The organism is Halorussus limi, from assembly GCF_023238205.1.
Taxonomy (GTDB): domain Archaea; phylum Halobacteriota; class Halobacteria; order Halobacteriales; family Haladaptataceae; genus Halorussus; species Halorussus limi.
In genome coordinates this window covers 2,699,255-2,719,572 of record NZ_CP096659.1, presented here as the reverse complement: position 1 = coordinate 2,719,572, position 20,318 = coordinate 2,699,255, and the positions used below count along the sequence as shown (strand labels likewise).

The 20,318-nt window shown below is 67.3% G+C and carries 18 protein-coding genes; 13 read left to right on the top strand and 5 right to left on the bottom strand.

The features are described 5' to 3' along the window. Window positions 1–27 precede the first annotated feature (27 nt). Window positions 28–990, bottom strand: coding sequence for an AAA family ATPase (locus M0R89_RS14030; protein ID WP_248649704.1), 963 nt, complete (start codon window positions 988–990; stop codon window positions 28–30). Window positions 991–1,127: 137 nt separating this feature from the next. Further along, window positions 1,128–3,809: a leucine--tRNA ligase gene (gene leuS, locus M0R89_RS14025; RefSeq protein ID WP_248649703.1), complete on the bottom strand. Its 2,682-nt coding sequence runs from the start codon at window positions 3,807–3,809 to the stop codon at window positions 1,128–1,130. 107 nt (window positions 3,810–3,916) lie between these two features. Between leuS and M0R89_RS14020 the strand changes: the two genes are divergently transcribed. Continuing rightward, window positions 3,917–4,867 carry a M48 family metallopeptidase gene (locus tag M0R89_RS14020; RefSeq protein ID WP_248649702.1) on the top strand — a complete coding sequence of 317 codons (951 nt, stop codon included), beginning with the start codon at window positions 3,917–3,919 and terminating at the stop codon, window positions 4,865–4,867. Window position 4,868: 1 nt separating this feature from the next. On the opposite strand, the gene M0R89_RS14015 is transcribed toward M0R89_RS14020, so the two are convergent. Further along, entirely contained in the window at window positions 4,869–5,945 is a 1,077-nt protein-coding gene (locus M0R89_RS14015; RefSeq protein ID WP_248649701.1) for a DUF7972 family membrane protein, read from the bottom strand. A 226-nt stretch (window positions 5,946–6,171) separates the two neighbouring features. Between M0R89_RS14015 and M0R89_RS14010 the strand changes: the two genes are divergently transcribed. Next, window positions 6,172–6,777, top strand: a complete 606-nt coding sequence (locus tag M0R89_RS14010; RefSeq protein WP_248649700.1) for a plastocyanin/azurin family copper-binding protein — start codon at window positions 6,172–6,174, stop codon at window positions 6,775–6,777. Between the two features lie 69 nt (window positions 6,778–6,846). On the opposite strand, the gene M0R89_RS14005 is transcribed toward M0R89_RS14010, so the two are convergent. Then, window positions 6,847–7,407 (bottom strand): homing endonuclease associated repeat-containing protein, encoded by a 561-nt coding sequence (locus M0R89_RS14005; RefSeq protein ID WP_248649699.1) that lies wholly within the window; start codon window positions 7,405–7,407, stop codon window positions 6,847–6,849. Between the two features lie 310 nt (window positions 7,408–7,717). Here M0R89_RS14005 and M0R89_RS14000 point away from each other — a divergent pair, with 310 nt between their 5' ends. The 6 genes from M0R89_RS14000 (at window position 7,718) to M0R89_RS13975 (ending at window position 15,448) form a co-directional block, all read left to right on the top strand. Continuing rightward, window positions 7,718–8,173, top strand: coding sequence for a type IV pilin domain-containing protein (locus M0R89_RS14000; RefSeq protein ID WP_248649698.1), 456 nt, complete (start codon window positions 7,718–7,720; stop codon window positions 8,171–8,173). A 2-nt stretch (window positions 8,174–8,175) separates the two neighbouring features. Next, window positions 8,176–8,667, top strand: a complete 492-nt coding sequence (locus M0R89_RS13995) for a type IV pilin domain-containing protein (RefSeq protein ID WP_248649697.1) — start codon at window positions 8,176–8,178, stop codon at window positions 8,665–8,667. Between the two features lie 233 nt (window positions 8,668–8,900). Next, window positions 8,901–10,961, top strand: coding sequence for an ABC transporter substrate-binding protein (locus tag M0R89_RS13990; RefSeq protein WP_248649696.1), 2,061 nt, complete (start codon window positions 8,901–8,903; stop codon window positions 10,959–10,961). Window positions 10,962–11,211: 250 nt separating this feature from the next. Then, on the top strand, window positions 11,212–12,687 hold the full coding sequence (pabB, locus tag M0R89_RS13985; RefSeq protein WP_438267666.1) for an aminodeoxychorismate synthase, component I: 1,476 nt from the start codon (window positions 11,212–11,214) through the stop codon (window positions 12,685–12,687). Between the two features lie 213 nt (window positions 12,688–12,900). Beyond that, a complete protein-coding gene (ligA, locus tag M0R89_RS13980) occupies window positions 12,901–14,694 on the top strand; it encodes an ATP-dependent DNA ligase LigA (protein ID WP_248649695.1) in 1,794 nt (597 codons plus the stop codon). Window positions 14,695–14,944: 250 nt separating this feature from the next. Next, window positions 14,945–15,448: a hypothetical protein gene (locus tag M0R89_RS13975; RefSeq protein ID WP_248649694.1), complete on the top strand. Its 504-nt coding sequence runs from the start codon at window positions 14,945–14,947 to the stop codon at window positions 15,446–15,448. On the opposite strand, the gene M0R89_RS13970 is transcribed toward M0R89_RS13975, so the two are convergent. Continuing rightward, entirely contained in the window at window positions 15,436–16,428 is a 993-nt protein-coding gene (locus M0R89_RS13970) for a sodium:calcium antiporter (RefSeq protein WP_248649693.1), read from the bottom strand. The two genes, M0R89_RS13975 and M0R89_RS13970, sit on opposite strands and share 13 nt — an antisense overlap. Before the next feature lie 151 nt (window positions 16,429–16,579). Here M0R89_RS13970 and M0R89_RS13965 point away from each other — a divergent pair, with 151 nt between their 5' ends. From M0R89_RS13965 to M0R89_RS13945, 5 genes are all read left to right on the top strand, one after another. Next, the gene (locus M0R89_RS13965; RefSeq protein ID WP_248649692.1) at window positions 16,580–17,311 is read left to right on the top strand and encodes a class I SAM-dependent methyltransferase; all 732 of its coding nucleotides are present in this window, start codon (window positions 16,580–16,582) and stop codon (window positions 17,309–17,311) included. Between the two features lie 141 nt (window positions 17,312–17,452). Then, on the top strand, window positions 17,453–18,214 hold the full coding sequence (locus M0R89_RS13960) for an MBL fold metallo-hydrolase (RefSeq protein WP_248649691.1): 762 nt from the start codon (window positions 17,453–17,455) through the stop codon (window positions 18,212–18,214). An 88-nt stretch (window positions 18,215–18,302) separates the two neighbouring features. Beyond that, window positions 18,303–18,683, top strand: a complete 381-nt coding sequence (locus tag M0R89_RS13955; RefSeq protein ID WP_248649690.1) for a hypothetical protein — start codon at window positions 18,303–18,305, stop codon at window positions 18,681–18,683. Window positions 18,684–18,798: 115 nt separating this feature from the next. Then, window positions 18,799–19,245 (top strand): hypothetical protein, encoded by a 447-nt coding sequence (locus tag M0R89_RS13950; protein ID WP_248649689.1) that lies wholly within the window; start codon window positions 18,799–18,801, stop codon window positions 19,243–19,245. A 131-nt stretch (window positions 19,246–19,376) separates the two neighbouring features. Continuing rightward, a complete protein-coding gene (locus M0R89_RS13945) occupies window positions 19,377–20,300 on the top strand; it encodes a zinc ribbon domain-containing protein (protein WP_248649688.1) in 924 nt (307 codons plus the stop codon). Window positions 20,301–20,318: the final 18 nt, after the last annotated feature.

Here is a 20,318-nt window from a genome sequence, read left to right as displayed (position 1 = left end):
TACTGCGGCCGCGAGCGGTTCGCTTCTTCAGGCGGATGGCGACTTCACCGCGGGCACCTCGACGCGTTCCAGCACGTCGGCGACGACCGCGCTCCGGTCGGCCCCGCGGACGCTCGCCTCGTCGGTCAGCACGAGGCGGTGGGCGAAGGTCGGTTCGGCGACGCGCTTCACGTCGTCGGGGACCACGTACTCGCGGCCCGCGATGACCGCGCTGGCGCGGGCCGCCTCGAAGAGGCGCTGAATGCCTCGGGGCGAGACGCCGACCTCGACTCGGTCGTCCTGCCGGGTTGCCCGGCCGAGCGAGACCACGTAGTCGCGCAACTTCCCGTCCACCCGGACCGATTCGAGGACGCGCTGGACGGCCGCGACCTCTCGGCCCTCCACGACCGACCCGACGCTCGGGGCCTTGGCGGTCCGGTCGGCGCGCTTGTCCACCAGTTCGCGCTCGCCCTCGAAGTCGGGGTAGCCCATCGTCGTCTTGACGATGAAGCGGTCGCGCTGGGCCTCCGGCAGGCCGAAGGTGCCCTCCTGCTCGACGGGGTTCTGCGTGGCGAGGACGAAGAACGGCGTCGGGAGTTCGTGAGTCGTCCCGTCGACCGTGACCTGCCCCTCCCCCATCGCTTCGAGCAGGGCGGCCTGCGTCTTGGGCGGCGCGCGATTTATCTCGTCGGCGAGGACCACGTTGGCGAACACCGGACCGGGCGAGAACTCGAACTCGCCGGTCCCCTCGTCGTAGACGTTCGACCCCGTGATGTCGGCGGGCAGGAGGTCGGGCGTGAACTGGATGCGCGAGAAGGAGAGGCCGAGCGCGTCGGCGAAACTCCGGGCGGTCAGCGTCTTGCCCGTTCCCGGCACGTCTTCGAGCAGTACGTGACCGCGGGCCAGAATCCCGGTGAGGACGGTTTCGAGGAACTCCTCGTCGGCGATGACCGCCGAACTGACCGCGTCGAGGACGCGCTCGCAACGCTGAGTCGCCGTGGGTTGGTCCATGAACGTGGCGTCGGAGGCGGAGACAAAGAAGGTTCGGCCTCGGTGACGGGACGACGATTCGGGCGTCCGCTCCGCACTATTGGGAATCGGGACGGAACCTCACGCCGCAGAAAAAGACGAAAGAGAAACGAACCCGATTACTCCGCGATGTCGATTGCGGGGCGGCCGGGTTCGGCCTTGCCCGCGAGGTCCGGGTCGGCTTCCTCGGCGCTCTGGACGACCACGTCGGCCCCGAACTCGCGTTCGAGTAGCCACGCGGCGCGTTCGAGGGCGGCGCGCTCGCGGTCGGGCGAGAGTTGCTCGTCCAGCGCCTCCGACCGGGCCGCGAGGTCCTTGGCGAAGTCGGCGGCGTCCTCGCCCTGCTGGCGGAGTTCGTCGTCGCCCATGACCGTCCCGACGACGTTCCCGTCGGCGTTCGCGGCGATGTCGTGGGCGCGGTGCTTCCACTCGGGCGCGACCGCGAGCGTGACGGTCTCGGGGTCCTCGATGCCGACGGTGTCCACGATGTCGCGCACGTCCTCGCGGGTGTTCTCCACGAGGCGGCGCTCCACGTCGTAGTCCTCGGGCGCGTCGGCGGCGGGCCACTCGGCCTCGGCGACGAGTCCGTCCCGGTCCAGTCGCTCCCAGACCTCCTCGGCGAGGTGGGGCGCGACCGGCGCGAGGAGTTTGACCGCGGTCACCAGTCCGCGCTCGAAGGTGTCGGCGTCGGGGGTGGTGTACTCCCGGTAGCGACGCAGCAGCGACACCATCTCGCGGACGGCCTGCAGCGCGTGGTTGAACCGGAAGTCCTCGAACTCCTCGGTCGCGGTGGCGACGGTGGCGTCTATCTCCCGCGAGACGTAGTCGGCGACGGCGGTGGCGTCGGTTCCGCTATCCGAACTGGTTACTTCGCCCGCGGCGAACTCGTCGGCGAGTCGGTAGACGTTCTGCAGGAAGTTGTTCGCCGAGTGGACGCCCTCGGCGCTCCACGCGAACTCCTTCTCGGGTTGGGCCGCCTCCATGATGAACAGGCGAGCGGTGTCCGCGCCGTACTCGTCGATGATGCGCTGTGGCGAGACGCCGTTGCCCTTGCTCTTGGACATCTTGTTGCCGTCCTCGCCCAGCACCATCCCCTGATTCGTCAGGTCGGTGAACGGTTCGCGGACGCCCTCCAGCAGGTCGATGTCGTCCAGCACCTTCGTGAAGAACCGGGCGTACAGCAGGTGCATCACGGCGTGTTCGATGCCGCCGACGTACTGGTCGACGGACATCCAGTCGCTCGCTCGGTCGGTGTCGAACGGCGCGTCGTCGAGGTCCGGCGAGACGTAGCGCAGGAAGTACCACGACGAGTCGACGAACGTGTCCATCGTGTCGGTCTCGCGCACCGCGTCGCCGCCGCAGTCGGGACACTCCACGTGCTTCCACTCCTCGGCGGCGTCCAGCGGGTTGCCCGTGGTGTGGACGAACTCGGGGAGTTCGACCGGCAGGTCCTCGTCGGGCACCGGGACGTAGCCGCAGTCGTCGCAGCGAATCATCGGGATGGGCGTTCCCCAGTAGCGCTGGCGCGAGATGCCCCAGTCCCGGAGGTTGTACTCGGTGCGGTGTTCGCCGTCGAACTCGTCGACGAACCGCTCGCGGGCCTCCTCGCTGGTCAGGCCGTCGTACTCGCCGCTGTTGACCAGCACGCCGTCGGGCGTGTAGGCCTCTTCCTGCACGTCCACGTCCTCGGGGTCGGTGTCGGCGTCCGGTGCCGGTTCCACCACCTGCTCGATGGGGATGTCGTGGGCCTCGGCGAACTCGTGGTCTCGCTCGTCGTGGCCGGGCACCGCGTACAGCGCGCCCGTGCCCACGTCGGTCAGCACGTAGTCGGCGACGTAGACGGGAATCTCGTCGCCGGTAGCGGGGTTGACGGCGTACTCGCCGGTGAACACGCCGGAGGTCACGTCGAGGTCGTCCTCGTCGGCGTGTTCGGCCTCGTGGATGTACTCGGCGACTTCCTCGTTGTCCTCCGCAATCTCTTGAGCGACGGGGTGGCCGGGCGCGAGCGAGAAGAAGGTCGCGCCGTGAATCGTGTCGAGTCGGGTCGTGAAGATGTCCACGTCGCCGTAGCCGGGAATCTCGAAGGCGACGGTGTCGCCCTCTTGGCGGCCGATCCAGTTGCGCTGCATCTCGCGGACGTTGGCGGGCCACCCCTCGAGGTCGTCCAGCGCCTCCAGCAGTTCGTCGGCGTAGTCGGTAATGGTGAAGAACCACTGGTCCATCTCGCGCTGTTCGATGGGCGTGCCACACCGCCAGCAGAGTTCCTCTTCGCCCTCGACCTGCTCGTCGGCCAGCACGGTCTCGCAGGAGGGACACCAGTTGAGTTCGGCGCTCTGGCGCTCGACGAGGTCCTCGTCGCGGAACCGCTTGAACAGCCACTGGTTCCACTTGTAGTAGTCGGGGTCGCAGGTCGTGACCTCGCGCTCCCAGTCGTAGCCGAAGCCCATCGCCTGCAGTTGCTCTTTCATCGACTCGATGCACTTCATCGTCCAGTCGCGCGGGTTGGTGTCGCGCTCCTCGGCGGCGTTCTCGGCGGGCAGACCGAACGAGTCCCACCCCATCGGGTGGAGGACGTTCTCGCCGCGGAGTCGCTCGAACCGGGCGTAGGCGTCGGTGATGGTGTAGTTCCGAACGTGGCCCATGTGGAGGTTCCCGGAGGTGTAGGGGAACATGGCGAGGACGTACTCGGGGTCCTCGGCGCTGTCCGGGATGCGGAACACGTCGGCCTCCTCCCACTCGCGTTGCCACTTCGGTTCGACCGACGTATGGTCGAACCCTCGTTCGCGCTGCTCGGTAGTCATTATATCGAAATACGGGCGACCACGATACAATAGCTTTGCCTTCTGTCAGTCGCCGACGCGCCGTCGGGACCGTCATCTCCTTGGCCCTACCGTCCGAATCGTCGCCCATGCGCCGAGTCGGCCTCCGGGTCCTCATGGGTCTGGTCGGACTCTCCCTGCTGGTCGCCTACGCGGGCGTCGCCTTCCTCGGCTATCGACTGCTGGCCGCGGTCTGGTTGGCCCGGGGCGACGTGCTGGAGGTCGTTCTCTGGACCACCGGTCTCACCGTCGCGCTCGGCTACCTCAGTTACCGCTTCAGCACGGGGCGACTCCTCTCGCAGGTGAACGCCGCCGACCTCCCGCGGAATCGCGCCCCCGCGGTCCACGCCCGACTCGACCGCCTCGCCGACGCGATGGACGTGACCCGGCCCCGCCTGCTCGTCGGGCGGATGGGCGCGCCGAACGCGATGGCGCTCGGCGGGATGCGGGGCGGCGTGGTCGTCCTCGACCGGTCGGTGTTCTTCCTGCTGTCGGGCGACGAACTCGAAGCCCTGCTGGCCCACGAACTCGCGCACCTCGAAAGCAAGGACAGCCTCGTCCAGACGCTGGCCTACAGCGCCGGGCAGTCGGTCGTCTGGGTCGTCGTCGCCTTGGCGCTCCCGTTCGTCCTCGTCGGGTCGGGCCTGCGACGCGCGCTCGACTGGCTTCGGGGGCGGCCGCCAGCCGACGCGTTCGCGCCCGTCGCCTCGCTCCGCGGACGGGTCGGACGGGTCGTGATGGTCGGATTCGTCGCGCTCACGCTCGTCCTGCTCGCCCACTCGCGCAGGCGCGAGTACGCCGCCGACGACCGGGCGGCGACGGTCACGGGCGACTCGCTGGCGCTCGCCCGCGCTCTGCGGAAGATAGAGCGCGCCACGAAACCCCGGTGGGCGATGTCGTCGCCGCTGTACGTCCGCGGCGACGAAGAGGGGACGCTGACGCGACTGCTCTCGACGCACCCCGACATGGACGAGCGCATCGACCGACTGGTCGAGCGCGCCGACCGCGAGCGCGGTGCCGTCTCGATAGCGGTCCGCTGAGTCAGCGGTACTGCCCGGACGAGAACGGCGCGACGGTCGCGGTCCGCTGGGCGACCCACGCGAGTCGGAGGACGAACGCGAACAGGATGGCCAGCGGCGCGAACCCGACGGTGAACGCGACCGTCAGGACGGCGTAGACGACCGGCGGCGGCACCGGCGTCGGCCCGAGCGCGTTGTAGAACACCAGCGCCAGACCGTCGAAGACGATGGCCGGAAGCCCGACGTACAGCAGGAGTCGCGAGAGGTAGGCGAGTTCCTTCTGAACGTACACCGTCTCGAAGTAGTTTCGGGCCACGTCTATCTGGAGCAGGCGGGTCTCGATGTCGTCGAGGAGGTCGCCGAGGTCCTCGGAGAGCGAGTCGCCGCAGTCGGTCCGAATCGCGGTAATCTCGTGCAACTGGCTCCCGTGGTTCGTCGCTATCGTCGCCGCGACCACGTCGAAGATGCCGTTTTCGGAGTCGAGCGTCCGATTGACGAGCGCAACGTCCGCCGAGAGCGACTCCTCGAGGTCGCCCAGTCGCTCCCGGAGCGACTCGTCGGGCGCGTCGGCCGCGGCGTCCGCTAACCGCTGGGTCTCCGACTCGACTTTCCCGTGGAGGAAACGCAGGAACTGGCTCGGGGACTTCGGCGCGACCGACGTTTCGGTCGACTCCTCGACCTCGGCCCGGAACTCCCTGGCGCCCTGAATCCGCTCGCTCAGGGTGCCCGGCGCGCCGAGTTCCCGCGAGAGGACGAGTTGGTTGATGGAGAGGACGACCGTGACCAGCGTGAGGTCGCCGGTGACGAGCGAACTGAGCAGGAAGTAGACGGGGCTAGCCGACCGGACCGCGGGGTACCCCATCGTCCAGAGGATGGCGACGACCGCCAGCAGGACGCCCGCGAGGATGCCGGCGACGACGACCGAGCGGTCTCCCCGGACGAGGAGCCAGTTCGCCGCGCCGCCGAGGTTCCGGCCGCTATCACCGTTCTGGTCCGTTTCGTCGCTCCGCGCGCTCTCGTCACTCTGCCCGCGTTCACCGTTCGGGCCGCTCTCGGACAGCGATGCCGACGAGTTCTCCGATTCAGACCGCTCGGACACGGCGTTCCGTAGGTCTCCGACCGGCAAAAGCCGTGGGGCGGTCGCGGTGTGGGTCGCCGACCGGTCCTCTCGCGGCGACGCGCCTCGGTCGGACAAACTTCGTCTCGGTCCGACAAATCCCGCCTCGCTCCGACAAGTCCCGTCTCACCGTACACGTTCGGTTTCGAGCGATGCGCGCCGGTCCGGCCGAACTCGTTTTCCCGGTCGAATCCGTACTACCAACGCTATGAAACGACGAGCGTTCGTCAGGGGCGGGGGCACAGTCGCGGTGGGCGGTCTCGCGGGACTCGCGGGGTGTTCCGCGCCGACGGGGGACGGCGGCGGCGGTGAGGGGACGACCGGGGGCGGAACGGCGACCGGGGAGGGCGGAACCGCCACCGAAGGCGGAGCGGCAACGACCACGGGCGGCGCGCAGGGCGGCACTCAGCAGGTCGCGATGATCACCGAGGGGAGCGAGTACTACTTCGACCCCATCGGTCTGTTCGTCGAACCCGGGACCACGGTGGAGTGGGTCATCGAGTCGGGGTCTCACTCCTCGACGGCCTACGCCGAGAGCCTCGACTCCGCGGACGTGACCCGGATTCCCGAGCAGGCCGAACCGTGGAACAGCGGCATCCTCACCGAGCAGGGGGCGTCGTTCAGCTACACCTTCGAGGTGACGGGCACCTACGACTACTTCTGTCTCCCGCACAAGGCGCTCGGGATGATAGCGCGCATCGTCTGCGGCGAACCCGGCGACGTGGAGGGCGACCCGCCGGACGGCGACGTGCCGTCCGAGCAGGCCATCGTGAATCAGGGAACCATCTCCTACGAGGAGTTCGGGAGCGGCTAACAGGCCGAGAACGGTGATCCTCCGGCGGTCGAGTCGGCTTCGGGCGGTCGAATCCGTCGAGAAGAGTCGTCAGTCGCCGGCGGCGTCGGAGACCCCGTCGAGGTTCGCCTCGGTCAGCGCCCGCCGCCACGACCCGAACCGTCGGTGGTAGGTCACGGGCGCGTACTGGCCCCGGTCGTCCATCTCGGCGGCCTTGGGCGCGCGGCCGAGTTCGTCGGCGAGGCGTTCTATCTCGCGGAGGAGTTCGCGCTCGGAGATGCCGTCGTTGGTATCGAGCATCGCCTCCCGGAGCGCGTTCGACCAACTCCCGAACCGGAGTTGGTAGGTCCGGTTCGAGTACTCGCCGCGTTCGGTCATGTCGCGCTGGGTCGGCGGTTCGCCCAGTTCGGTGTAGAGTCGCTGAAGTTCGGCCAGCAGTTCCCGGTCGGGGATGCGCTTGCTACCCATCTCGTCGGGGTCCAACCCGGCGTCCTCCAGCGCCTCGTTCCAACCCCCGAAGACCTCCTGATACCGCTCCGGCGCGTACTCCCCCTCCTCGTGCATGTCCACCACCGTCGGCGTCTTGCCGAGTCGGGCGGCCAGCGACTGAAGCGCGGACCGAAGCGTCTCCGGAGTAACTTGCTGGCTCATCGGTCGATATATCTGAGCGAATAGTCTTAAATCTGAGCGTTCTCGGCGACGCCGAATACTATACCGTTACTGTCACTATTAGATATCACAAGGTATCAAAGTCTATAATTCTGTTTTCAGGTAAGCAAGTATTTATATAGGGTGACTACGAACGTCGCAACTAAGCACGTGTCATCGCGCGAGAAGTGCCGGTTCGGGGCGGCTTTTGACGGTCCCCCGCCGACGACTGTACCATTCGTGGTCGGTACAATAAAGGATGCGGCCGCTTCTCACGCCTGATAACGTGCCGGAAAACGGAGACATACAAAACATGAACATAAAGGCACTCTTCGAAGACGACGGTGCGGTCTCGCCCGTCATCGGCGTCATCCTGATGGTGGCGATTACGGTGATTCTGGCAGCGGTGATTGGAACGTTCGTTCTCGGTCTCGGCGACCGGGTTAGTCAGGCACAGCCAAACGCACAATTTACGTTTGAGTACAGTCAGACAAACAGTCACCAATGGGTGAACGTCACCCACGATGGTGGTGAAGGTGTTGAGGGCGACCAATTGAGCATGACCGTAGGAGGCGACGAAGTTTGGACACCTGGATCCACCGTTGACTCTGAAGAGGTTGACGAGTGGTCGGGTAAAAAGATCACTGCTGGCTCGTCGCTGAAAGAGTACGATTCGGCCATTAGTGACGGAGAAACTGTCAAAATAATCTGGTCCGCCTCCGGCAGTGACAAAACCGCCGTTGTCGGCGAGTCAGAGGTCTCGTACTAACGATGGAACTGAAAAACGCTCTCAAGTCATTCGTCGGCGGTGATGACGACCGAGCAGTCAGTCCCGTCATTGGCGTCATCCTGATGGTGGCGATTACGGTGATTCTGGCCGCAGTGATTGGAACGTTCGTTCTCGGTCTCGGCGACCGAGTGAGTCAGGCAAGTCCGAGTGCGACCTTCTCGTTCGACTACACTGCGGGTAACAACGACGCTGTGGAAATTACCCACGACGGTGGTGCTGGTATCGAATCATCGCAGGTGAATATCAGCGTCGGTGGTCAAAACGCGTGGAGTTCAGACGGCCCAGTTGGGTCTAACGGTTTCCAACTTGACGGCAGTGATTGGAATGGAAAAATCACTGCAGGGGATAAGCTTGCCCTAGCAGAAAACGGTGATGATTCCGCAATAGAGAACGGCGAAACTGTCAAAGTCATCTGGCATGCAGACGGTAGTGACAAGACGGCGGTTATCGGCGAGTCAGAAGTCAACTTCTAAGCCGTTCGCACTTTTCCGATTTTTTGCGGTCGTAACTCACAGTCCGGCAACCTAGTTTTCCGTCAGTCCGACAGCCGAGAGCGAATCTCGGTACAATCGAGCGCAGACGGACTTCTGACCAGACCCCCGACCCGCTTACCACATTCCTCTGTCACGAAGTGAAACTCATCTAACGCGTTAGAAAACCGGTCTAACCAGTAACCTTACAACTATCATTATGGTCTATACGTTTCATGCCGGGAAGGCATACTGACACGGAGAAACCAGACGAGGGGCGACGTAGGTTCCTGAAGGCGAGTGGGGCGGGAGCAGTCGCGGTGTCGCTGGCGGGACCGAGCGCGGCGAAGCGACTCGGCGGCCGACAGGACGCCGGGCAGGAGACGACCACCGAGGGCGGACAGGAGACGACCAAGGGCGGGCAGGGCGGAGACGTACCGACCGGTGGGACGCTCGTCTACGGGATGAGTTCCAAGCCGGACACGTCGAACATCTTGACGCTCGGGTCGGTCTACTCTGCGGTCGCGGTCGATAGGGTGTACGAGACCGGGACCACGCTCGACCCTGTGACCAGCGAGGTCAAGCCGAACGTCTTCACCGACTGGACTGTCGAGAACACGGAGGGCCAGAACCCGAAGCCCGACGTGTACTTCAACATGCGGCAGGGCCTGAAGTGGAACGACGGCGAGGACTTCACCGCCGAGGACGTGCTGTTCACGTATCGCTACTACATGGAGAACCAGCCGGGCAACTACGCCGCGGCGGTGTCGCCGATGGAGCGCATCGAGGAGTCCTCCCGCAGCGACTGGGACTTCCACCTGAAGCTGAGCCAACCGGTGGGCGTCTGGGCGTCCGAACAGCTACAGATTCCGCTCCTGCCTAAGCACAAGTGGGAGGGGAAGAACTACCAGCAGTACGACCCGATGAAGGCCAACCCCGACAACGGGCCGGTCGGTCTCGGGCCGGGGCGACTGACCCAGTTCCAGCCGGCGACCTCGATGCAGGTCGTCTTCGACAACGAACACTACTACGACACGCTCAGCGTCCTCGACTGGAAGCAGAACCACGACCAACTCCGGGCCGGCGGTCCGTTCATCGACCAGGTGAACTACAAGGTGTTCGGGAGCGAGACCGCGATGACGCAGGCGTTCCTGCAGGGGAACATCGACACCCACTACGGGAGCATGACGACCGCGAAGATTCCGCAGGTGAAGCAGACCGACGGGATGTCGCTGGTCAACGGGACCGACAGCGGGTTCTCCTACTACGCGTTCAACCTGCGGCGCAAACCGCTCGATGACGTGACCTTCCGGCAGGCGGTCGCGTTCATGTACGACGACTACTTCTGGGTCCAGCGCCTGATGAACGGCTACGTCTGGAAGGGCGACTTCGCCCAGTCGAACGGCTATCCCAAGCCCCGGCCCGACTTCCAGTTCGCGGGCGAGGACCAGATGCTGACCCATCCAGCGACCGACGCCTTCGACTACCGGTCGGCCGACCAAGGACCGACGCCGGACGTCGAGGGCGTCCGGACGTTCCTGACCGAGGGCAACGTCGTCGACGGGTCGTCGGGCACCTACGTCGGCAAGGACTACCCCGGTAGCCTCTCGGGCGTGAGCGCCAGTCGGTCCGAGTCGAAGTACAACTACTCGTTCGGCCCGGTCCAGTCGCAGGTCCTGCGCGAACACGACGGCGCGGACCGCGAACTTCGCGTGGACGGCAAGACAATCCCGCAGACGATGGACGGCGACCCGATAACGCTGTTCATCGACCCGCCGAAGCAGGGACCCAAGGAGGCCAAGGCCATCCAGCGGTGGGTCGAGAACCTGAAGTCGGTCGGCATCCCGATTAAGACGCAGGCGCTGTCGTTCAACACGATGACCTCGCGGGTCTACAATCAGGAGAACTTCGACATGTACCCGATGGGGTGGGGCGACACGGGTCCGTTCGGCAGTTCGGCCTACTCGTTCTTCCACAGCGACAACGCCGACGACCACTCCGACGGCGGCAACGACGAGGGATTCCGGTACAACTCCACGGGGTACGGCCTCTACGGCGGGAGCGCCGACGAACTGCTCTCGCAGGCCCGGACGACGATGAACGCCGACGAGCGCAACAAAATCACGGCGCGGGCCATCGAGAAGATATACCTCGACATGCCCTACATCCTGCGGGACTACGCCAAGTTCCGCTGGCCCATCAACTCCGCGAAGTTCGCGGGCTACATCCCCGACATCGTGGACCCGGCGTTCGCCAACTTCGACGCGCAGGTGAACAACCTGCACCTCCGGGAGTAGCACTCCGACCACCGACTCGGCGGCCGACGCCGACCGACTCGGACTGCCCCGTTTTTTGCCGGTCCGCGCTCCTGTTGAGTAGCAACTGTTCGCCCATCTGCCGCGTCCGTTGCGTCGAGCGCATCTGGGAGCGTCGACTGCATCGGCGAGCGTCCAGTGCGTCCGCGAGTGTCGAGCGCATCCGCGAGATGTAAGTCGCGCGCCGGCGGGAAAGCGAAGTGAAATAACCCCGGCCGTGATACTCCCTCTCGTGACGATTCGAACGGTCAGTTCGCGCGAGTCGTTCGAGCGACTCGCGGCGACCCTCGACGCGCCCGCCCGGATTCCGGTCGAAGTCCGGACGACGGTCGGCGACCCGTACGACGCCTACCGGCGGGCGCGCGACGAGGAGGGCGGAGTGTACCTCGAAACCACCGGCGGACAGGACGGGTGGGGCTACTTCGCCACCGACCCCGAGCGGTGGGTCCGGACGGACGCCTCGGACGCGACCCCCGGCGGGTTCGAGGCGGTGGACGACCTGCTCCGCGCGGAGCGACTGGTCCGGGGCGACTGCGAGGTGCCCTACCCCTGCGGCGCGTTCGGGTGGTTCTCCTACGACCTCGCCCGCGAGTTGGAGGACCTGCCCGACACGACCGCCGACGACCGGGGTCTCGCGCGACTCCAGTTGGGCGTCTACGACCGCGTGGCGGCGTGGCGCGAACCCCGCGGCGAGGGGCCGACCGAACTGCGGGTGACCTGCTGTCCCCGGGTCGCGCCGGAGGACGACTTCGGCGGCGCGTACGACCGGGCGGTCGAGCGCGCCACCGCCCTCGCTCGCCGGGCGCGCGAGGGCGACTCGACCGTCGAGGCCCCGCCAGCGGACGCCGACACCGCGACGTTCCGCAACGAGGTCGGCCGCGAGGAGTACGCCGAGCGCGTGCGCCGGACCAAGTCGTACGTCCGCGACGGCGAGACGTTTCAGGCCAACGTCTCCCAGCGACTCGTCGCGCCCGCCGCGGTCCATCCCGTCTCGGCGTTCGCGGCGCTCCGCCGGGTCAACCCCGCGCCATTCTCCGCGCTGGTGGAGTTCCCCGGCGTCGATTTGGTCTCGGCCAGTCCGGAACTCCTGATAGACTGCGCTGGCGACCGCCTCGTGACCGAACCCATCGCCGGGACCCGACCGCGCGGCGAGACGCCCGCGGCGGACCGACGACTGGAGCGCGAACTGCTCGACAGCGAGAAGGAACACGCCGAACACGCGATGCTGGTCGACTTGGAGCGAAACGACCTCGGGAAGGTCTGCGAGTACGGGTCGGTCGAGGTGTCCGAGTACCGGCGCATCGACCGCTACTCGGCGGTGATGCACACCGTCTCGAAGGTCGTGGGCCGACGCCGCGCCGACGCCTCGGTGGCGGACGCCATCGCCGCCGTCTTTCCGGGCGGGACCATCACGGGCGCGCCGAAACCCCGGACGATGGAGATTATCGACGAACTCGAATCGACCCGACGCGGCCCCTACACCGGCGCTATCGGCGTCGTGGGGTTCGACGAGCGCGCCACGCTCAACATGACCATCCGGACGCTGGTCCGGGCGGGCGAGCGCTACTACCTCCGGGTCGGCGCGGGCATCGTCCACGACTCGGACCCCGACGCCGAGTACGAGGAGACGCTGGCGAAGGGCCGGGCGCTCGTCCGAGCGTTGGACGACGCACTCGGCGACGAGTCGGAACTGGCCGTCGAGGAGTGACGTGGATTTTTGCGCCCGTAACCAGTTTATTCCGTTCTCTGACACTCGTTTTCATTTCCAAGAGGATGAAGGAGATTTCTTTCCTGCTCGCGACCCTCACTTGGCTGTCACCGTCTTTAACTTCCACCTCCGTCCCGCCGCGACGACATCCCCGAGACGAATCCGAATCGAGAGTCGAACCGCTTAATCCGACCTACCGACTACTCACGACCGATGCAATTCGGGGAGTTCGCCGACATCGCCGCCGAAATCGAGGAGTTGAGCGCCGACACCGCGATTACCGAGCAGGTCACGCGCCTGTTCGAGGGCGCGAACGACGACCTCCCCGTGCTGGCCCGGTTCGTGCAGGGCCGCGTGTTCCCGGCGTGGTCCTCGCGGACCCTCGACATCGGGCCGAACTACTGCTACGAGGCCATCGCGCGGGCCGCCGGAACCAACGTCTCGGCCGACGACGTGGAGGACCGCCTCGCCGAGGTGGGCGACATCGGCGAGGTGGCCGCGAGCTACGACTTCGGCGGCCAGCAGGGTCTCGGCGCGTTCACCGGCGGGGGCGCGGGCGGCGACTCCGGCGCGAGCGGCGCCAACGACCTGACCGTCGCGGAAGTCGCCGACGAACTCGACGCTCTCGCCGCCGCCGAAGGCTCCGGCAGTCAGGACAAGAAGATAGACGTCCTGTTCGCGCTGTTCAACCGAGCGAGCGCGACTGAGGCCCGCTATCTCGCGCGACTCGTCCTCTCGGAGATGCGCATCGGCGTCGGCGAGGGCACCGTCCGGGACGCCACCGCCGACGCCTTCGACGTTCCTGTCGAGGCAGTCGAGCGCGCCCTGCAGGTGTCGAACGACTACGGCGAGGTAGCTCGCGTCGCCCGCGAGGAGGGCGCGGACGGTCTCGCGGCGCTCGACCTCGAACTCGGCCGCCCGGTGCAGGCGATGCTCGCGCAGGCAGGGAGCGTCGCCGACGCGCTCGACGACTGGGACGAGGTCGCCGTCGAGTGGAAGTACGACGGCGCTCGCGTCCAGATTCACTACGACCCGGAGGGGTTGGCCTGGGCGAGCGAAACCGCCGGTTCCGCCGCGGCGGACGCGAGCGCGAGCGACGACCGGGAGGTCGCCGTCTTCTCGCGGAACATGGAGGACGTGACCGACGCGCTCCCCGAAATCGTCGAACACGTCGAGGCGAACGTGGACGCGCCGGCCATCCTCGACGGCGAAGTCGTCGCCACCGAGGACGGCGACCCCCGGCCGTTTCAGGAGGTCCTGCGGCGATTCCGCCGGAAGCACGACGTTGCCCAAGCCCGCGAGGAGGTCGAACTCGACCTGTTCGCGTTCGACTGCCTCCACGCCGCCGGCGACGACCTACTCCGGACGCCCCTGCCCGAGCGCCACGACCGACTGGAGGGCCTGCTCGGCGCCGGCGCCTCCGCGGGCGAAGCGAGCGACGACTCGGGGGGCGACCCGTCGGGCCTCTCGTCGCTCTGGATAACCGACGACGCCGAGGAAATCGCCGACATCGAGGCCGAGGCCCTCGACGCCGGCCACGAGGGCATCATGCTCAAGAACCCCGACTCGACCTACTCGCCCGGCCGCCGGGGGAAGAACTGGCTCAAGCGCAAACCCGACGTGGAGACGCTGGACCTCGTGGTCACGGGCGCGGAGTGGGGCGAGGGCAGGCGCGCGAGTTTCCTCGGCACGTTCCTGCTCTCGGCGCGCGTCGGGGAGGGTGAACAGTTCGAGACGCTCGGCAAGGTCGCCACCGGCATCACCGACGAGGAACTCGCGGACCTGACCGAACTGCTGGAACCCCACGTCCGCGAGCAGGACGGACAGGAGGTCGAAATCGCCCCCGAAGTCGTCTTCGAGGTGGGCTACGAGGAGATTCAGGAGTCCCCGACCTACTCGTCGGGGTACGCCCTGCGGTTCCCCCGGTTCTTGGGCGTCCGCGAGGACAAGGACCCCGAGAACGCCGACTCGCTGGCGCGCGTCGAACGACTGGCCGACCAGCAGTAGCGCGACCGTTCGACTTCCCGCTCTCAGCGCGTGCTGGCGCGTCACTCCGGGCGATGCGGCATCTCCGCGCGAGGTCGTCGTGAACGGACGCGAACGACGAGCAGGTTTAGGTGCGTGCTGTCCGGTTGCGGTTCGATGGGCGTCGGCGATAGCTAGCTTCGACGACTCGTACTCTCTTCGCGTAGCTACGTCGAACGGACTCCACGCGACCGCAGTAAACTATTCCCCCACCGAAGTTGACAGAATCGACGTGGCGAGTTTCCGGACCAAGCGCGGGCGCTGCGTGCTGACCGACGACGAACTCCGCGTCGAGTCGGGACTCTACCTGCAGGCCAAACGCTACTGGGAGGGGAACAGACCGCTCCTCGCCGTCTATCTCGGTCTCTACGCCGCGCTGCTCGTCGCCAGCGCCCGAGTCGCGAGTTCGGGCGAGTGGCGCGCGCTGGTCGTCGGCGCGATAGCGGTCGTCACGCTCCTCGTCGCCGGACGGGCGGCCAATCGCCGCCGCGGAGTCGGGTCGGCCGACCGCATCCCGCTGTACGACGTGGAGTCGGTCACGGCCGTGGCTGGCGACGACTGGCTGACTCGCCCGCGATTGGTCGTCCGGTACTGGCGGGACGGCGGCGTGAAGCGACGCCGCGTGATGATGCCCTCCGGCCTGCTCTCGTACGGCGAGTCGGAGTTCGAGCGCGCGAAGCGGACCTTCCGCGAACGCGGGATACCGGTCGAAACGGTCGGCCCTCACGGCAGGTAGTTCGCCACCCAGTAGCCCGCGTAGACGGCGAGCAGGAGCGCACCCTCCGCCCGGCCGACCACGCCCCGGAAGAGGAACGCCAGCACGAGCGCGAGCGCCACGAGGAAGAACGGCCAGTGGACCGCGAAGACGGTCGCCGAGAGGTCGAGGGGCCGGACGACCGCGACGACGCCCGCGTTCGCGGTGACGAAGAAGAGCATGCTCCCGACGACGTTGCCGATGCCGACCGCGGGACGGCCGTCGCGGACGGGTTCGACCGTGAGAAGCAACTCCTCCAGACTCGCGATGAAACTCATCACGGTCGCCCCGAACGCGAGTCCCACGAGGTCGAACGCGTCGAGGATGTCGCGGGCGCCCATCACCGCCAACTCCGACCCCGCGGTCATGCCGACGATTGCGAGCAGGACGACCCCGATTTCGGCCAGTTCGCGCTCGTCCTCCTCGGCGTCCCCGTCGCCCGAGTCGTCTCCGTCGGCCGCCGCCTCGTCCTCGATTTCCTCGGCGTCCTCGGCCTCCAGAAACCGGGTCGAGCGCGACGACTCCAGTCGGTAGACCACCCAGAGGAGCGGCGCGAACGCGACCAGCAGGACCGCACCGTCGAGACGCGAGAGTCGGCCGTCGACCGAGAGCAGGGCGAGGAGCGCGGGCGAGAGGGCGGTCAGCGCCAGATACTCCCGCGGCGTCGACTCCTCGAACGGGACCAGCACGCCGGCGAGACCGACCGCCGCGCCGAGGATGAACAGCGCCTCGCCGAAGACGGTGCCCAGCGCCACGTCCGGCAGGTCGCCCGCGGCGGCCGCGACCCCCAGAACCGCGTTTTCGAGGTCGGTCCCGGCGAGGACGACCGTGAGCAGGAACGTCGAGACGCCGAGGTCCACCGCGGCCTCGGCGACGTGTTCGACGAACTCCTCGACGCTCCAGACCACCAGTCCGATGCCGACGAGGAAGACGACGACGGGAATCAGCGTCGAGACGACCATCGCTCCCGAGATAGGTCAGCGAGCCCGAAAAAACCGCTGGGCGAGGGAGTCGGCGTCTCGCCGTCTCGAACTCCGGTCGCCCGTCGTCCCGAAATGGGTCTCCTGTCCGGAAGCCGGTGGGGTTTTACGCCAGCGGTCCGTTCCGACAGTAGTGAATTCTGACGAAGTCCGAAGACGGTGGGCGGAGCGGTCGGGCGAGTACTCCCCGAGCTACTACGCCTACTACGGTCCCGACGAGACGAGCGAGATGATTCTCGACCTCCTCGACTCGTTCGTCGGGTCGGACGCGGCCGTCCTCGAACTCGGGTGCAGTTCGGGCCGACACCTCGCGCACCTCCACGAACACGGCTACACCGACCTCCACGGCGTCGAAATCAACGACGAGGCCTTCGACGTGATGGCCGACACCTACCCCGACCTCGCCGACGCCGGGACCTTCTACAACGACGCCATCGAGGACCTCTCCCCGGAGTTCCCCGACCGTCGGTTCGACGCGGTCTTCTCGGTCGAGACGCTCCAGCACATCCACCCCGACGACGAGGCGGTGTTCGGGGAACTGGCCCGCATCACCGACGACGCGCTGCTCACCGTGGAGAACGAGGACCGCGACGGCGACCCGGCGGACGCGGACGCCGGCGACTCCGAAGCGGACGCTGACGGAGCGAACGCCGAGTTTACCACCGACGACTCGGCCGCCGCCGACTCGACCGACGGTGACGAGGACATCGAGGCGGCCGCTCGCCGGGGCGTCAACTACGTGAAAGAGGAGTTCCCGCTCTACTACCGCAACTGGAACCGCATCTTCACCGAACTGGGCTTCGCCGAAGTTGAGTGCCGGACGACGAAGCGCGACACGCTCCGGGCGTTCCGGCGCGCCGACTAACTTTCTCGTTTCGAGTGCGTTGCGGACCGACTGTCGGACGCGCCCGTGGCGCGAACCACCGACAGAACTTCGTACTCTATCCCGGAACCAGCGTTCCGCCGAGGCCGAACCGTTTTGACTCGGGCGCTCCAACCCGAGAGCATGACGATTCGACACGACGGACTCGCCGCGGAGTGGCTCGGCTACGCCGGCCTGCGACTCGAATCGCCCGACGGAACGGTCGTCTACCTCGACCCCGGTCGGTACGGCACGCTGACGGGCGAGTGGCGCCCCGACACGCAGGGCGTCGGCCACCCGGAACCGCGCGACTACCGCCCGGAGGACGGCGACATAGTCCTCGTGACCCACGACCACCACTACGACTCGGACGCGATTCGGCGCGTCGCGGGCGAGGAGGCCACGCTTGTCGTCTACGAGGCGGTCTACCCGCCGAAAATCGACCGCGACGTGGAGGACTTGGACGAGTTGCCCTGCGACGTGGTCCGGGTGGACGAGGAGGACGACCGACTGTTCGGCGACGTCATCGTCCGGTCGGTCGCGGGGTACAACCGACCCGACGGTCCCCACACCGACGAGAACGGCGACCCGTTCCACCCCGAGGGGTTCGGCGTCGGCTACCACCTCACGCTCCCCGGCCGGAACGCGGAGGACGTGACGGTGTTCTGGCCGGGCGACTCCGACGCCCTGCCGGGCCACGCCGAACTCGACGTGTCGCTGTTCTGTCCGCCCATCGGCGGGTCGTTCACGATGGACCGCGAGGAGGCCGCCGACCTCGCCGCGGAGATGGACCCCGACCTCGTGCTGCCGATTCACTACAACACCTTCGAGGCGCTGGAGACCGACTCGGGCGCGTTCGCGGCCGACGTGGCGAAACGCGGCGTTCCCGTGGTGCTTGACGAGTAGACGGGGCGACCTACAGAACTATCTTTCCCGAGCACGTCATCTGCTTTTAGACGTGAGGGTCCCGACTCGAAAAGGGACTCGCCCGCTCATGTTCGGCGGCATCGCAAGCGTGCTCTACGCCGCCGTCGTTCTCGCGTGGAGTCTCCGCCCCGACTCCGAAATCGCCTTCTCGACGCCGCTCTGGTGGACGGTCTGTGGCGCGTTCCTCGGGGCGGTCGGTGCCGTCGGCGTGCCGATTGTCCTCTGGGTTCACTACCGGGTCCGGAGTCCGGTCGCGCTGATGGCCGGTCTCCTCCTGTTCTGGCACGTCCTCGTCGAATACCCGCCAATCGGGAGCGGGCAGGGTGATACGCCCGGGTTCACGTTCGTCTTCCTCTTCGCGCCGCTGTACGCCGCGGGCTACCTCCTGCTAGCCGTGGTCGAACGGTGGCTTCGCGGCCGGACCGGCCCCAAGCTGGTTGCAGGGTAGGAATCAGTCCCGTCTCGGTCCACCGAGCAAGTTCGACGCGGACGAACGGCACCGCCGCGAGCACCCGGACCTCCGAAGAGACACGTATTTGTCGGTCGGGTGCCACGTTTCGAGCATGGAGAAGGTTCCCGACGACTGGCCCTACGCCGACGAACCGACCGTCTGCGCGGCTTGCGGGAGCGACGACGACCGCCACGTCACGGTCGAGACGCTCGGTCTCGTCTGGGGCGCGGCGATGGACGGCGGCCTCGCGCCGACCGCGGTCGGCGGCTACAGCGGCACCCTCCGCTTCCGGTGCTGTCACGAGTGCTGGACCGAACGGGGCATCGACGCGCTCGAAGCGGCCCGAACGCTGGTGGACCGCGGTGGCCGCGCAGAGGACGGCCGTCCGTTCGCGCTGGACGACGACCGAGTCGCCGCGGCCGCGGAACTCGACGCCGAGCGCGTGGCGGTCGGCGACCTCCGTCGACCGGAGTTTCGGAGCGACCCCGAGCGCGAACACGTCCGCTCGCAGGACGAGGCGGTCGAAGCGGCGCTGGACAGTTGGTTCGACCGCGAGTGACCCCTCGCTGTCGCCGCCTCGGTCGCGGACGCGGCGACGCACGACGGCGACGACCGCCGTCAGTTCGGTTCCCCGTCCCGTTCTCGGAAATCCAACATAACCTACTTATTCCGGCTCCGGCAAGTTAGGACGTGAGTTCTCGCACCACACCCAACTTCTGCTCGCAGTGCGGGTCGTCGCTGTCGCCCGGCGACGCATTCTGCTCGCAGTGCGGGACCGCCGTGGGCGACGAGTCGAACGACATAGGGCGGACGAACGCTCGGGCGTCCGGCACCGAACGCGCCGCGCGATTCGCTTCAGAGACCGCCGAACGGTTCGTCTCCGAGGCGCCCTCCTCGCGCGGCGGCCCGACCGTCTCGAACCCCGACCTCCGCGAGCGAGTCGAGCGCTACGCGGTCGAGGGATGGGACGTGAAACGCGACGACGGCGACCGGGTGGTGATGGTAGACCGCACTCTCGGGTCGCCGTGGATACACGCGCTCCTGCTCGCTGCCACCAGTCCGGTCGGAAACCTGCTGTACGCGTGGTATCGCTACTCGCCCGGGGCCGAGCGCGTCGAGTTGCGCGCCGACGGGACCGAGCGCCGCCCCGACGAACGGTCGGGGTGGACGCTGCTGTCGGCGGTCGGCGTCGCCGCGGGACTGACGCTCGGACTCTGCCTCGCGTTCGTCGGGGCGGTGCTACTGCTGGTCACGTCGTCGCTCGCGCCGACCGCCGTCGCCGCCGCCTGCCTGCTCGCGGCCGCCGCGTCGATTCCGCTCAGCGCCCAGTTCGCGCCGGGGACCGAGTCGCCGACGACGTTCGGCCGCCGACGCACCACCGACGAGGAGGTCGTGGACGCGCCGAACCGGCCCTGCTCGGCCTGCGCCCGGCCGGTCGGAACCGGCGTGCGCCGGACCTTCACCGAGAAGCGCTACCTCGCCGGGATTCCGGTCGAGACGCTGAACGAGGGCGAGAACGTCTACTGCCGGGCGTGCGCGAACGGCGACCCGTTCGTCCGCGAACGAGTCGAGGGCGACGAGAACAGTCGGAAGAGCGAACGAGAGTTCGCCTGAGGAACGGCGGCGATTTTT